This window comes from Nocardia sp. NPDC051787 (genome assembly GCF_040681325.1).
Classification (GTDB): Bacteria; Actinomycetota; Actinomycetes; order Mycobacteriales; family Mycobacteriaceae; genus Nocardia.
This window is the reverse complement of sequence record NZ_JBFAYO010000001.1, coordinates 373,109-385,844: the sequence shown is the minus strand read 5'-3', so window position 1 is coordinate 385,844 and position 12,736 is coordinate 373,109. Positions and strand designations below refer to the sequence as shown.

General features: G+C 67.7%; 13 protein-coding genes. 5 read left to right on the top strand and 8 right to left on the bottom strand.

The features are described 5' to 3' along the window. The first annotated feature begins 21 nt into the window (after positions 1 to 21). Complete coding sequence (locus AB0M45_RS01815) at positions 22 to 438, top strand: PPOX class F420-dependent oxidoreductase (RefSeq protein WP_364321626.1); 417 nt, start codon at positions 22 to 24, stop codon at positions 436 to 438. A 241-nt stretch (positions 439 to 679) separates the two neighbouring features. On the opposite strand, the gene AB0M45_RS01810 is transcribed toward AB0M45_RS01815, so the two are convergent. From AB0M45_RS01810 to AB0M45_RS01795, 4 genes are all read right to left on the bottom strand, one after another. Then, entirely contained in the window at positions 680 to 1,381 is a 702-nt protein-coding gene (locus tag AB0M45_RS01810; RefSeq protein WP_364321623.1) for a polysaccharide deacetylase family protein, read from the bottom strand. Between the two features lie 120 nt (positions 1,382 to 1,501). Next, positions 1,502 to 1,933, bottom strand: coding sequence for a hypothetical protein (locus AB0M45_RS01805; RefSeq protein ID WP_364321620.1), 432 nt, complete (start codon positions 1,931 to 1,933; stop codon positions 1,502 to 1,504). Between the two features lie 5 nt (positions 1,934 to 1,938). Continuing rightward, on the bottom strand, positions 1,939 to 3,339 hold the full coding sequence (gene lpdA, locus AB0M45_RS01800; protein ID WP_364321617.1) for a dihydrolipoyl dehydrogenase: 1,401 nt from the start codon (positions 3,337 to 3,339) through the stop codon (positions 1,939 to 1,941). Positions 3,340 to 3,639: 300 nt separating this feature from the next. Continuing rightward, complete coding sequence (locus tag AB0M45_RS01795) at positions 3,640 to 4,614, bottom strand: membrane dipeptidase (RefSeq protein WP_364321614.1); 975 nt, start codon at positions 4,612 to 4,614, stop codon at positions 3,640 to 3,642. A gap of 218 nt (positions 4,615 to 4,832) precedes the next feature. Between AB0M45_RS01795 and AB0M45_RS01790 the strand changes: the two genes are divergently transcribed. Together AB0M45_RS01790 and AB0M45_RS01785 are read left to right on the top strand one after the other, a co-directional pair. Continuing rightward, entirely contained in the window at positions 4,833 to 5,375 is a 543-nt protein-coding gene (locus AB0M45_RS01790; protein ID WP_364321611.1) for a hypothetical protein, read from the top strand. 33 nt (positions 5,376 to 5,408) lie between these two features. Next, on the top strand, positions 5,409 to 7,466 hold the full coding sequence (locus AB0M45_RS01785; RefSeq protein ID WP_364321608.1) for a prolyl oligopeptidase family serine peptidase: 2,058 nt from the start codon (positions 5,409 to 5,411) through the stop codon (positions 7,464 to 7,466). Position 7,467: 1 nt separating this feature from the next. Here the strand turns inward: AB0M45_RS01785 and AB0M45_RS01780 are convergent, their stop codons facing one another. The 3 genes from AB0M45_RS01780 to AB0M45_RS01770 all read right to left on the bottom strand — a co-directional run bounded on the left by AB0M45_RS01780 (position 7,468) and on the right by AB0M45_RS01770 (position 10,131). Further along, positions 7,468 to 8,325 carry an alpha/beta fold hydrolase gene (locus AB0M45_RS01780; protein ID WP_364321605.1) on the bottom strand — a complete coding sequence of 286 codons (858 nt, stop codon included), beginning with the start codon at positions 8,323 to 8,325 and terminating at the stop codon, positions 7,468 to 7,470. A gap of 40 nt (positions 8,326 to 8,365) precedes the next feature. Then, positions 8,366 to 8,998 carry a TetR/AcrR family transcriptional regulator gene (locus AB0M45_RS01775; protein ID WP_364321602.1) on the bottom strand — a complete coding sequence of 211 codons (633 nt, stop codon included), beginning with the start codon at positions 8,996 to 8,998 and terminating at the stop codon, positions 8,366 to 8,368. Between the two features lie 308 nt (positions 8,999 to 9,306). Beyond that, positions 9,307 to 10,131, bottom strand: coding sequence for an HAD-IIA family hydrolase (locus AB0M45_RS01770; protein WP_364321599.1), 825 nt, complete (start codon positions 10,129 to 10,131; stop codon positions 9,307 to 9,309). 125 nt (positions 10,132 to 10,256) lie between these two features. Between AB0M45_RS01770 and AB0M45_RS01765 the strand changes: the two genes are divergently transcribed. After that, positions 10,257 to 10,946, top strand: a complete 690-nt coding sequence (locus AB0M45_RS01765; RefSeq protein WP_364321596.1) for a ZIP family metal transporter — start codon at positions 10,257 to 10,259, stop codon at positions 10,944 to 10,946. A gap of 119 nt (positions 10,947 to 11,065) precedes the next feature. Here the strand turns inward: AB0M45_RS01765 and AB0M45_RS01760 are convergent, their stop codons facing one another. Next, a complete protein-coding gene (locus AB0M45_RS01760) occupies positions 11,066 to 11,518 on the bottom strand; it encodes a MarR family transcriptional regulator (protein ID WP_364321593.1) in 453 nt (150 codons plus the stop codon). Positions 11,519 to 11,640: 122 nt separating this feature from the next. Between AB0M45_RS01760 and AB0M45_RS01755 the strand changes: the two genes are divergently transcribed. Continuing rightward, on the top strand, positions 11,641 to 12,639 hold the full coding sequence (locus AB0M45_RS01755) for a superoxide dismutase (RefSeq protein ID WP_364321590.1): 999 nt from the start codon (positions 11,641 to 11,643) through the stop codon (positions 12,637 to 12,639). Positions 12,640 to 12,736 lie beyond the last annotated feature (97 nt).

Here is a 12,736-nt window from a genome sequence, read left to right as displayed (position 1 = left end):
CCAGCTGGGGGTTACACGGGCATGGAACTCGCCGCCGCAGTTGATTTCGCACGCGAACACCGCAGGTCCGTGCTCACCACGATCCGCCGCAACGGACGTCCGCAACTGTCCAACGTGTTGCACGTCGTCGGCGCCGACGGCCGTATCCGCATCTCGATCACCGCCGACCGTGCGAAGTACCACAACCTGGTCCGCGACCCATGGGCGGCGTTACATGTCACCCGCGACGACTTCTTCGCCTACGCCGTGCTGGAAGGCACGGTCGAACTCACGCAGGTCGCCGCCGCCCCCGACGATCCGACGGTCGACGCGCTCGTCGACTACTACCGAGCCGCCTCCGGCGAACACCCGGACTGGGACGAATACCGCAACGCGATGGTCGCCGACCGCCGCGCCCTGGTCCTGTTAACACCCACCCACGCTTACGGCATGCTCTGATCTGGGCAGCCACACCAACGCGCTCGGGTAGAACCGCGAGAACGCCGGTTTGTTCGACCGCCCGATGGCGGGGAAGAAAACCCGGCCAGTACGAGCAGCCCAGCCCCGGCCATCGAGCGCTGGACTGCTGACCGCCACGGGGCGGAAGGCTCGCGGCTACGGCTCGGCGATCATCGAACCGGCCCGTGCTCAGCGGCAATGACGAGCGGCCATATGCCAGGTCGCTCGCGTGCCGTTCCCGTCAGCGGGACATCAAGTCGGAGACGGTGACAAATTGATAGCCGGCGGCACGCAATTCGGCGACGATGCGCGGGATCGCGTCCAGTGCGGCGGTGGTGCCGAACATGACGTGCAGCAGGATGATCGAGCCGGGACGGACCTCGGCGAGGGTTTCGGCGACGATATCGTCCGCGGTGGCCGTCTTTCCGGAATCGGGTTCGACATCCCACATCACGGTGACCCGGTCGTGCTCGGCCAGGTAACGCGGCAGCATCACCAGCTTCTTGCCGTAGGGCGGGCGAAAGGTGATCGGGCCGACGTAACCGGTCTTCATGATCTCGGCGTCGGTGCGCTCCACTTCGTCGCGGACCGTGCCGGGGGTGACGAAGACCATCCGGCGATGTGAATACGTGTGATTGCCGATCTCGTGGCCCGCCGCGGCGATGGCCCTGCCGTGTTCGGGGTGCGCGGCGAGATCACGGCCGTTCAGATAGAAGGTGGCCGGTACCTGGGCTTCGGCGAGAACTTTCAGCACCTCGGGCGCGCGGTCGGTGGGGCCGTCGTCCAAGGTCAGCGCAACCACTTTCGCGTCGGTGTCCACCCGGCTCACCACATGACCGGCTAGCTGGAAGGTGCGGGCGTTCATCAGGTAGTACGTGCCGGTCGCAAGCAGCACCACGACGACGAGCACCGGCACACTTCCGATCAACCACCTACGAAACATGCACGCTGTATAGCAGACCACCCACACCGACGCCGACTTCCGAAATCCCTACCGACGCGGAAACCACTGCCCGAGAAGCCGAGACGCTCACCGCTCGCGAGACGGTACGAGCGGTCCCGCTCAGCGTCCGCCGAGGAACGCCGACGCGGGAACGAACAACTCATGCCCCGATTCGAATCGGATGTGCACGCCTTCAGTCCGCCAGTCCGCCTCCCGCAGGACTGGACGCTCGACGCCGGTGATGGCGATCTCCACGAAATGTCCGTAGATCAGATCGGGCGACCGTCCGGTGTACACCTCGTAGGCCTGGTGACGGCCGAGCAGCCAGCTGCGGTGCCGAACGATGCCCACGTAATGGGTGGCGGTGTCCTCGGGATATTGGACGTGCTCCGGCTGCGCCAGGCTCTGCACCGCCTCGAAGCGGTGCAGGCCGGTGTCCGCGAGGACGATCGCCAGCGTGGCACAGCCACCCAGCACGACGGCGAGCAGCAAGCGCGCGAACGGCCCGGCCGGGGACATACCCGCCCGGGACGGGCCATTCGAGGACGACACGAGGATCAGAAGTTGATCATGTGGCCGGCCAGGCCGTGGAAGGCTTCCTGGAGGGCTTCGCTGAGCGTCGGGTGGGTGTGCACGTTGCGGGTCAGCTCGTTGACCGTCAGGTCCCACTTCTGCGCGAGAGTGAGCTCGGGCAGCAGCTCGGAGACGTCCGGGCCGATGAGGTGCCCACCGAGCAGCTCACCGTACTTGGCGTCGGCGATGAGCTTGACGAAACCGGTCGGGTCGCCGAGACCGTGCGCCTTGCCGTTGGCGGTGAACGGGAAGGTCGCGACCTTCACGTCGTAGCCCTCGTCGCGGGCCTGCTGCTCGGTCAGGCCGAAGCTGGCGACCTGCGGCTGGCAGAACGTGGCGCGCGGCATCATCCGGTAGTCGCCCAGGGTGACGGTCTCCGCGCCCGCGATCGTCTCGGCCGCGACTACGCCCTGCGCCTCCGCGACGTGCGCAAGCTGCAACTTGCCGGTGACGTCGCCGATGGCGTAGATGTGCGGCACGTTGGTGCGCATGTAGTCGTCGATCGCGATGGCGCCGCGCTCGAGCTGCACCCCGGTGGTCTCCAGGCCGTAGCCCTCGACCCGCGGCGCGAAGCCGACGGCTTGCAGCACCTTGTCGACGGTGACGGTCTCGATGGCGCCGGTCTTGTTGTCCTTGATCGAGACGGTGACCTTGGCGCCGTCGTCCTCGATGGACTGCACGGCCGCACCGGTGGTGATGGTGACGCCGAGCTTCTTGTACTGCTTGGTGATCTCCTTGGAGACGTCCGCATCCTCGTTCGGCAGCGCGCGATCGAGGAACTCGACGATGCGCACGTCGACGCCGTAGTTCTTCAGGACGTAACCGAACTCCATGCCGATCGCGCCCGCGCCCACGATCAGGATCGAGCCGGGTAGGTCGCGGGTGAGGATCTGCTCCTCGTAGGTGACCACGTTCGCGCTGAGCTGCGTGCCGGGCAGCAGCTTGGTGACGGTACCCGCCGCGATGATCGCGTTGTCGAACGTGATCGTCTCGGTGCCACCCTTGGTGAGCTCGACCGAGAGCGAGTTCGGGCCGGTGAACGTGCCCTTGCCGTCGAACTCGTCGATCTTGTTCTTCTTCATCAGGAAGTGGACGCCCTTGACCCGGCCGTCGGCGACCTTGCGGCTGCGGTCGAAGGCGACACCGAAGTCGAAGGTCGCCTCGCCGGAGATGCCGAAGGTCTTCGCCTCTTTGGTGAAGATGTGTGCCAGTTCCGCATTCCGCAGCAGCGCCTTGGAGGGGATGCAGCCGACATTGAGGCACACCCCACCCCAATACTTCTGCTCGACGATCGCGGTACGGAGGCCTAACTGTGCCGCACGGATGGCGGCGACGTAACCGCCTGGACCGGCACCGAGAACGACAACGTCGTAATGGGAAGTCACGAGACCGAGCCTAACTCCGCCGGGCAAACTTCACCCACCGGTCCCCCACAACAATGAGTCCTGGGCCACACCCACCAGAAAACTTCCCGCGAACGGGAAGAACATGGTAGATCCGCAGGACTAGCATGCCGCGTGGACAGCTGTGCCGACCCGGTCGCGGCACTCCCGCCCAGCGCCACGGACGCACTGACCGATCCCCTGGCCGGGGACCGTTTGCACGCACTCGACCCGCCTCGTCCGCGACGCCGCCTCGGCCGCAGGAGCCGGCCGTCCGGCCGGCATCGACGACGTGGCGTTGGATCAGTTCCGCCACACCTGCACGGCGACCCGCCGGAAGTTCCCGCCGAACACCGCGGCCCGATCCGTCGCGCTGAAGCCGCGCCCGGCCAGCACCTCGTCCAGGCCGGGCACGTCGGCGGCGCCGAGCAGGTCTTCCGGCGCAACCCACTGCAGCGGCCCCCACCTGGTGTACGACTCGGAGAACGCGCCAGGATTCTGCCGCAGCTCGGCGTTGAAGTCCTCGGCGTCGAAGGAGTAGTCCGACCCGATTCCGATGTGCTCGATGCCGACCAGCTCGGCGCCGTACTCGATATGCCGCGCCATTGCCTCGATCCGCTCGGCACGCTCATCGGCCGCGTTAGATCCCAAGAAGATGCCCACGCCATTGATCCCGATCACGCCGCCGGTCCCGGCACAGGCCCGCGCCTGCTCGTCGGTGATGTTGCGCGGGTGGTCCCACAGCGCGGCGAAGTTCGAGTGGCTGTAGATCATCGGGACGGCGCTCAGTTCCGCGATCTCGAGGCCGGATCGCCGCGAGCAGTGCGACCCGTCGGCGAGCATCCCGACCTCGTTGAGAGCGTGGACCAGGTCGCGGCCGTACCTCGTGAGCCCGGTGTCCTCGGTGTCCAGGCACCCGCAGCCCGCGGCGTTGGCGTGGTTGTAGGAGGGCAGCAGCGATCGCACGCCCAGTTCGTAGAGCCGCGCCACATTGTCCAGATCACCGCCGAGCGGCCCGGCGTCCTCGAGATCGAACGCCAGCGCGATCGTCTCGGGGGCGCCGACGTCGTCCACCGTGCGAACGAGACGAAACCGACCGTCCGCCAAGGCGTCCCGGCGAAACCGATGCAGCAGCGCCAGAGCGTCGGCGGTCGACTGGCGGGAATACCCGACGTTGACCGACAGGTACGACCCGGCCGGGTAGCGCGCGAGGTCACCGATCCGCGCCGCGGGCGACAGCGGCAGACAGCAGTGCTGTTCCCAGAGAAACGGCGGCAACCTCGAACCTCCTGGTCGGATCGGCCTCGCCAGCAGCGATCCTACTGCCAAGGCCGGCCGATCGGGGTGTGCAGCAAATGCCGAGGCGCCGAAACCGCGTGCGATGGCCGATCATCCCAGTTCCCAATACATTTCGGCGTTCGCGTGCGTAACAGCGAGTCCGTCGCGGCCGATTCACCCAGTAGTTCATCCCCTTGCCCCACGAAGGCGGTGCGACCATGCGTCGCTTGCTTCTGCTGTTTGTTTCCCTCGTGACATTCGCCGGTCTGTGGATCGCGCCCAGCCCCGCGTCAGCCGCGCCGGAGTGCACCCCGACGGGGGGTTCGATACCCAAGACGAGCCAGGCCCGACCGGTCGCGACGCTGACCGGCGTGCGCGCCGGTCGCCACGAATGCTTCGACCGGCTGGTGTTCGACATCGCCGGACCGGTCACCGGGTACCACGTCGGCTATGTCGAGCGGGTCGTCATGGACGGTTCCGGCGCGCTCGTCCCGCTGCGCGGCGGCGCGGCGCTGAGCATCATCCTCAACGCCCCTGCTCACGACGACGCGTACAACGCCACCTACAACCCCGGCGACCGGGCCGAGCTCGCCGACGTGCGGGACTACCGAACCTTCCGCCAGGTGGCCTGGGCAGGCTCCTTCGAGGGCCAGACCACGGTGGGGCTCGGCGTGCGCGCCCGGTTGCCGTTCCAGGTGCACACCCTCACCGGACCGGGCAGCGGATCGCGCATCGTGGTCGACGTAGCCCACTCCTGGTGAACCCGGCTTGCGCCGCTCGGCAACAATGTGGGCATGAGCGGCGTTGAGCAGAATGTGACCGACCCTTACCTCTGGCTCGAAGAAGTGACCGACGAACGCGTCCTGGACTGGGCTCGCGCGCACAACGCCGTCGTGCACGAGAGGTTCGCCGACTCGGAGCGCTTCCGCGCGCTCGAGCGCCGCATCCTGGACATGCTGGACGCGGACACCAAGATGCCCTATCCCGCCCGTCGAGGTCCGTGGCTGTACAACTTCTGGCGGGACGCACAGCACCCGCGCGGCCTCTGGCGGCGCACTACGTTCGCCGAGTACGGGAAGGACGCCCCGGACTGGGACGTGCTGATCGACCTGGACGCGGTCGCCGCCGCCGAGGACGAGAACTGGGTGTGGGGCGGCGCCGCGGTGCTGCGCCCGGAACAGTCCCGCGCGCTGATCAGCCTGTCGCGCGGCGGGGCCGACGCGAAGGTGGTGCGTGAGTTCGATCTCGAGCGCAGGGTGTTCCTCGACCCCGATGACGGCGGCTACTTCCTGCCCGAGGCGAAGTCGGAGATCCGGTGGATCGATATCGACTCGGTATACGTCGGCACCGATTTCGGACCGGGCTCGCTGACCGATTCGGGGTATCCGCGGATCGCGAAACGGTGGCGCCGCGGCACCGCATTGGCGGAGGCGACGACGGTTTTCGAGGGTGAGCCCAGCGATGTCGCGGTCTCGGCGGGCTACGACCGGACGCCGGGCTACCAGCGACACTACATCGGCCGCGCCACCGACTTCTTCAACGAGGAGGTCTACCTGCTCGAAGCAGACGGCACGCTGCGGCACCTCGACATCCCCAGCGACGCCAGCGAATCCTGGTACAAGGACTGGCTGCTGGTCCGGCTGAAGTCGCCGTGGGAAGTGGACGGGAAGTCCTTTCCGGCAGGCGCGCTGCTGGCGACCGACTTCGAGAAGTTCCTGTCCGGCGCCCGCGAATTCGAGGTGATCTTCACCCCTGACCCGCACACCTCGCTGCACGGGTACGGCTGGACGGAGAACCACCTGCTGCTGGTCACGCTCGAGGACGTGCAGACCAAGCTGCACGTGCTCACGCCGAGCACGACGGGCTGGCGGCGTGAGCCGCTGGCCGATACCCCGCCGATGGCGACCACCAGCGTGCTGAACCTCGACCCGCTGGAGGGGGGCGACGAGTTCATGCTGAGCACCAGCGGCTTCACCACCCCGGCCACCCTGCTGGCCAGCGCCGTCGGCGGCCAGACCGAACAGCTGAAGCAGGAGCCCGGGTTCTTCGACGCCGCCGGGGTCGAGACCGAGCAGTTCTTCGCCGAGTCCGCCGACGGGACGCGGGTGCCGTACTTCGTCATCCGCCACCGCGACCGCAAGGGCGAGCCCGGCCCGACGGTGATGTCCGGCTACGGCGGCTTCGAAGTGTCGCGCACCCCGGCCTACAGCGGCGCGTCGGGCATGGGCTGGCTGGAGCGCGGCGGCGCTTGGGTGATGACCAACATCCGCGGCGGCGGTGAGTACGGTCCGCAGTGGCACACTTCGGTGCAGAAGGCCAACCGGCACAAGGTGTACGAGGACTTCTCCGCCATCGCCGAAGACCTTGCCACGCGCGGCATCACCACCGCCGACCAGCTCGGCGCGGTCGGCGGCAGCAATGGCGGACTGCTCATGGGCGTGATGCTGACCCGCTACCCCGAACTGTTCGGCGCGATCGTCTGCCAGGTACCGCTGCTGGATATGAAGCGCTACCACCTGCTGCTCGCGGGCGCCTCGTGGATGGCCGAGTACGGCGACCCGGACAAGCCGGAGGAATGGGAGTACATCAGCAAGTACTCGCCCTACCAGAACGCGCGCGCCGACCGCGCCTACCCGCCGATCCTGCTCACCACCTCGACCAGGGACGACCGGGTGCACCCCGGCCACGCCAGGAAGATGGCCGCGCTGCTGGAGGCCCAGGGTCACGAATTCTGGTATCACGAGAACATCGAGGGCGGCCACGGCGGCGCGGCGGACAACAAGCAATCCGCGTTCCAGGCGGCACTGATCTACGAGTTCTTCACCCAGATGCTGATCGAACGACGCGGCTGAATCAGCGGTCGCGCAGCCACTTCTCGATCTGGTCGACGGTGCTGGTGTGCTGCCGGATCCAGCCGTTGTGGCCGAGCGCTTCCGGCTGCCGCCAGCGCGTCACCTCCGCGTTCGGCAGTTTGTCCAGCAGGTGCTCCGCGGAGCTGGGCGGAGTGAGTTCGTCGCCGGTCATCGTGATGGACAGGACCGGCAGTTTCAGCCGTGCGATCCGCTCCTCGTAATCGATGTCCGCGCCCACCGGGACGAAGCGGCCGGTGCGTGCCAGCCGGGCCCAGTCCGAGATCAGCACCTTGGACTGGCGGCCGAAACCCATCGAGACGCGGTCGCCGGGCCAGACGCCGGCCAGGTTCGCCGTCAGCGAGATCGCCGCGGTGCCGACCAGCATGCCCGGCCCCGAAAGTCCCCGGTAGCCACGGTAATACGGGGTGCCGGAGGCGACCAGGATCAGCCCGCCCAGCCTGCCGCGGATGCGGGCGGCGTACATGACGCCGAGCTGGCCGCCCATGCTGTGGCCGAGCAGATACGGCGTGCTGTCCGGAAACTGGTCGCGCACCACCTCGAAGATCGCCGGGAAGTCGACCGAGACCAGCTCGTGGTAGCCGAACGTGCTGGCGGAGCTCGGCTTCGGCCTGCTGTCGCCGTTGCCGCGCAACTCGCCGATGGCCACGTCGAACCCGCGCGCCGCCAGGCCCGAGGCGAACAGTTCGTAGTACCCGGCCGGAACGCCGAGACCGGGCACGATCACCACGACCGGACGCGGCGCGTCCGGCGTGACCGGGTGCCGGTGCGTGCCCTCGGCCGGGATCAACCGCACCGGAACCGTGGTGCCGTCCGGCATCTGGATCGGAACTGTCTGCATGTCGGCACGCTACCGCGCCATTCGGGCCCGGTCGCGCACGCTACGCGCCGACCGCGCCGATGATCACCTTGCTCAGCACCCGGATCACGTCGTCCAGCGGCGGGCGCGGGTCCGCACCGCTCCACGAATCCACCACGTAGTTGACCGCGCCGATGATCGCGAGCATGCGCATCTCGTAGTCGCCGGTGGGTATCTCGCCGTGCAGGGCCGCGTCCTCGGCGGCGCCGGCCAGCAGCGAGCCCCACTCCCGGCGCACCGCGAGGCGGAACTTCTCCACCTTCGGGCCCGCGCCGACGACCTCGACCAGCGCGACGCGCGCCTTGCGCGGATCGGATCCGATGGATTCGACATAGGAACGCACGGCGGCGTCGATGACATCCAACGCGCTCGCACCGGACTGCGCGTCCAACGCCTTCTTCACAGCGTCCCGCGACTCCCGATCGATCTGCTCGTAGAGCTCTAGGAGTAGGGACTCGCGACCGGTGAACTCCTCGTAGAACTGTCGCGAGGAGAGTCCGGCGTCCTTGCAGATGGCGCCGACCGAACTATTGGCGTAGCCGTCGCGCGCGAAGACCGTCAGGCCTGACTCCAGAAAACGCGCACGCCGCTGACGTTGCCGGTCCTCCACGGGTTGCCCGGCATACATTCGACCCGTATTCGCATCCTGTGACATTGGGCCAGACAATACAGAAAGGGCCCGATCGCATCGTCATCGATCGGGCCCTTCGTTACAACCTTCGGCCGAATGTATGTTAGCCGAAAATTGGCTGTACAGTGGCTAGCCCATTAATTGGTCGCCGGACCAGAAGCCCGGCGACCATAGTAGTTTCCGCAGACGCACGCTCGTTAGCGGATCAGCCATTCAGCAACTCCGATCTGACCGTATGACTTGCCTGTCACTGGCTATTTGCCGACAGAGACGATACCCAGGCGCTCCGCGTTTGCGGGCAATTTTAGAGGGAAACCGTAGAATTTTTTGAATCAAACCGATTCGCCGGTTACGGGGGATTCGCCCGCCGCGCGAAGATCGGCCAGTAAATCAGGCAGCGCGGCTACGGAATCGAGGACGTGATCGGGCGAACGCTCGGCCGATGCCAGCACTCCGGGCCGGAATTTTCCGGTGCGTACCAACACGCCGGTCAACCCGGCGTCTTGCGCCGCAAGCACATCCGAGTGCAGATCATCGCCGATCATCAACACCTCCGCCGGATCGAGCCCCATCAACTCCGCGCAGGTGCGGAAGCCCGGCGCGGCGGGCTTTCCGACCACCTCGATCCGCGCATTGCCAGCGGCCTCCAAGCCGGGGAGGTACGCGCCCGCATCGATGCGCAGCCCCTCGGCCGTCGCCCAGGTGAGCCCGCTGTGCATGGCAACGACCGGCACGCCGTCGAGCATCAGCTCCGCCACCCGGCTCAGCGCCGGATGGGTGAATTCCGGTCCCGCTCCGCCGATTACCACCACGTCGGGCTGGTCGTCGTCGAGCGTCACGCCGGTGAGGTCCGCCGCGATGTCGCCGTGGTTGAGCAACCAGACGCCGGCGCCGGGATAGCGGCGCCGCACGAACTCGGCGGTGAGCCGTGCGGCCGTGACGATCTCGGTCGGCTCGACGTCGATTCCGGTGTCGCACAGACGTTCCGCGATCTCGGCGCAGGTACGTGAGGTGGTGTTGGTGAGGAACGCCCGGCGCAGTCCGCTGTCACGGATCCGGCGCACCGCGGCGGCGGCGCCCTCGATCTCCTGCCAGGAGATCACCAGGACGCCGTCGATGTCATACAGCACGCCTCGGATCCGGCCGCGGTCGGACATGGCTTCAGCGTACGACCAACGGCCTTCGAGCGCCCGGGACAGCTCTGGACCCGAGCTCGCGGCCCGCAAACCCCGCCGCAGAGTCGGCGGCGGCTCGACGCGTGCACCCTGACTTAGGCTGAAGCATGCTCACCGCGCTGCTCTACGGACTCGGGACAGCCGTGCCGCTGGTCTTGGGCGCCGCTGTCGGATTGCGCTGGCAGCTATCGAAAGTGGTGCTCGCCTCGCTGATGGCCTTCGGTGCGGGCACCCTGATCGCGGCGGCGTCCGTCGAACTGTTCGAGCCCGCGTTCCACCAGGCAGGCGCCGTGATCGCCGGGGTGGCGCTGTTCGCGGGCGCGGGCGTCTACGTGGTGGCCAACCATCTCATCGAGAACAAGCTGGGGCCGCGCGCGCTCGGCTGGGCCCTGATGCTCGGCACGTTGCTCGACGGCGTTCCGGAGAACACCGCGCTCGGCGTCTCGCTGACCGCGGGCGGCGGCCTGGTCCTCCTGGTGGCCGTCGTCGTCGGCAATGTGCCCGAGGCGATCAGCGGGGCCGCGCTGATGCGGGATCAGCACGGCGTCGCGCAGCGGCGTGCGCTGTGGCTCTGGGCGGCGACCGCGACGGCGCTCGTGCTGGTCACCGTGCTGGGAAATCTCTTGTCGGACAGCCTTTCCCTCACTCACATCAGCGCCGTACAGGCATTCGCCGGCGGCGCGACGATCGCGGTGCTCGCCGACTCGCTGCTGCCCGAGGCCTACCGGGAGGGCGGCTGGTGGATCGGAATGGCCACGGCGGCAGGCTTTCTCCTCGCATTCGTACTCGGCGGCTGAGTCAGCGCTCGGCACGCGCGTACGGCGACGGGCGGGTGATCGGCCACCGTTCGGTGCTGAGCCGCGGGTGCGGTCCGACCAGCCGAGGGCGAATGAGGGCTCGGCGCATCGGCGTGTGATCAGACAGTCGACTCCGGGCGAATGGTGTCCAGCCGGTCAGCGCAGCGGATCAGCAGGGCGAGCAGCGTCGTTCGCTCCTGCTCGGTGAACTCCTCGGCCAAGGCGCGTTCGACGCGGATGGCCCGGGCGTCGGCGTCGCGCATGACCGCCGCGCCCTCATCGGTCAGCGTCGTCTCCAGGACGTTCTTGTGCCACGCATGCGGAGTGCGTGCGATGAGCCCGCGATCCTGCAGGTTGCTCAGCACGGTGTTCATGGTCGGCGGCGTGACTCCGCACAACCGCGCCAGGGCGGCGGCCGAGATGCCCGGGTTCTCGGCGAGGAACAGCAGCGCGGCGTACTGCGCGACGGTGATGCCCACCGGCTTCAACGCGGCGTTCTTGGCCGCGTTCAGGGATTGCTCGGCGCGCTTGACATACGAACCGATCCGTTCGGAGGCGGGCATGGGCGTCATAACCGCATCGTATCCGCCCGTCTCCTCGATAGACCATTGACGATAATTAGAACTCTAATCTAGATTCGTTCACGCATTTTAAAGTGAGTCCATATGATCGCATGACCTCGAAGAGGTAGAGGATGTCCCACACACTGCCCCGCCGCGTCCTGTCCACCCTGGCCGCCGGAATCGCGAGCACCACGCTGCTGGCCTGCGGAACCGGCGACGACGTGCAGGCCACGCACGTCTACACCGCTTACGAACTCCCCGGCGACCGGGTCTACCCGGAGGGCATCGCGCTGGACGCCCGCACCGGAGACAGCTACGTCGGCTCCTACACCACGGGCGCGGTCTATCGCGCGACGCCGACCGCCCGGCAGGCCGAGGTTTTCCTGCCCGAGGGCGCACACGGCCACAAGACGGCCAACGGCTTGAAAGTCGACACGGCGGGCCGTTTGTGGGTGACCGACTCGACTACCGGCGTCGCGGTGTACGACATCGCGACTCGCACGTTGCTGACCGACTTCACCGTGCCCGGCGCCGACCCGCGCTTCGTGAACGACCTCGCCATCACCCCGGATGGCACGGCGTACTTGACCGACAGCATCCGGTCGGTCATCTATCGCGTCACCCCCGACCAACTGGCCGCCGCGATCGCCAAGGGCGGACGCGGCGAGCTGAGCCCGCACGTCGACCTGGGCTCCGCCCTCGGACCGATCGAGCCGGGCACGTTCACCTTGAACGGCGTCGTCGCCGACCCGGCAGGTCGCTATCTGCTCACCGTCGACATGCCCCGCGGCAACCTGTACCGCGTAGCCCTGACTCCGGAAGCGAACCCGGTCGGCAAGGTGACCCTGCACGGCGGCGATCTCCGGCAGGGCGACGGACTCGACCTGCACGACGGCACCCTGTGGGTAGCCCACAACACGACCAACACCATCAGCCGCTGGACCATCTCCGACGACGGCACCACCGCCACGCGGACGCACCAGCACACCGACGTATCCCTGGGCATCCCCACGACTCTGGTCCGCGACGGGAACCGAACCCTGGTCGTCTCGTCCCAGTTCGACAAAGGCGGCCCGATGGGCCCGGGCACCCCGAAGCCTTTCGCGGTGGTCACCGTCGAGGGAATCTGACCCCCGAACGCCGGAAGCCGGCCCACCCGAAGGTGGACCGGCTTCCGGTTCGACAGGTGTTGCCGGGTGGCCGGACTCAGAAGTCCATGCCGCCCAT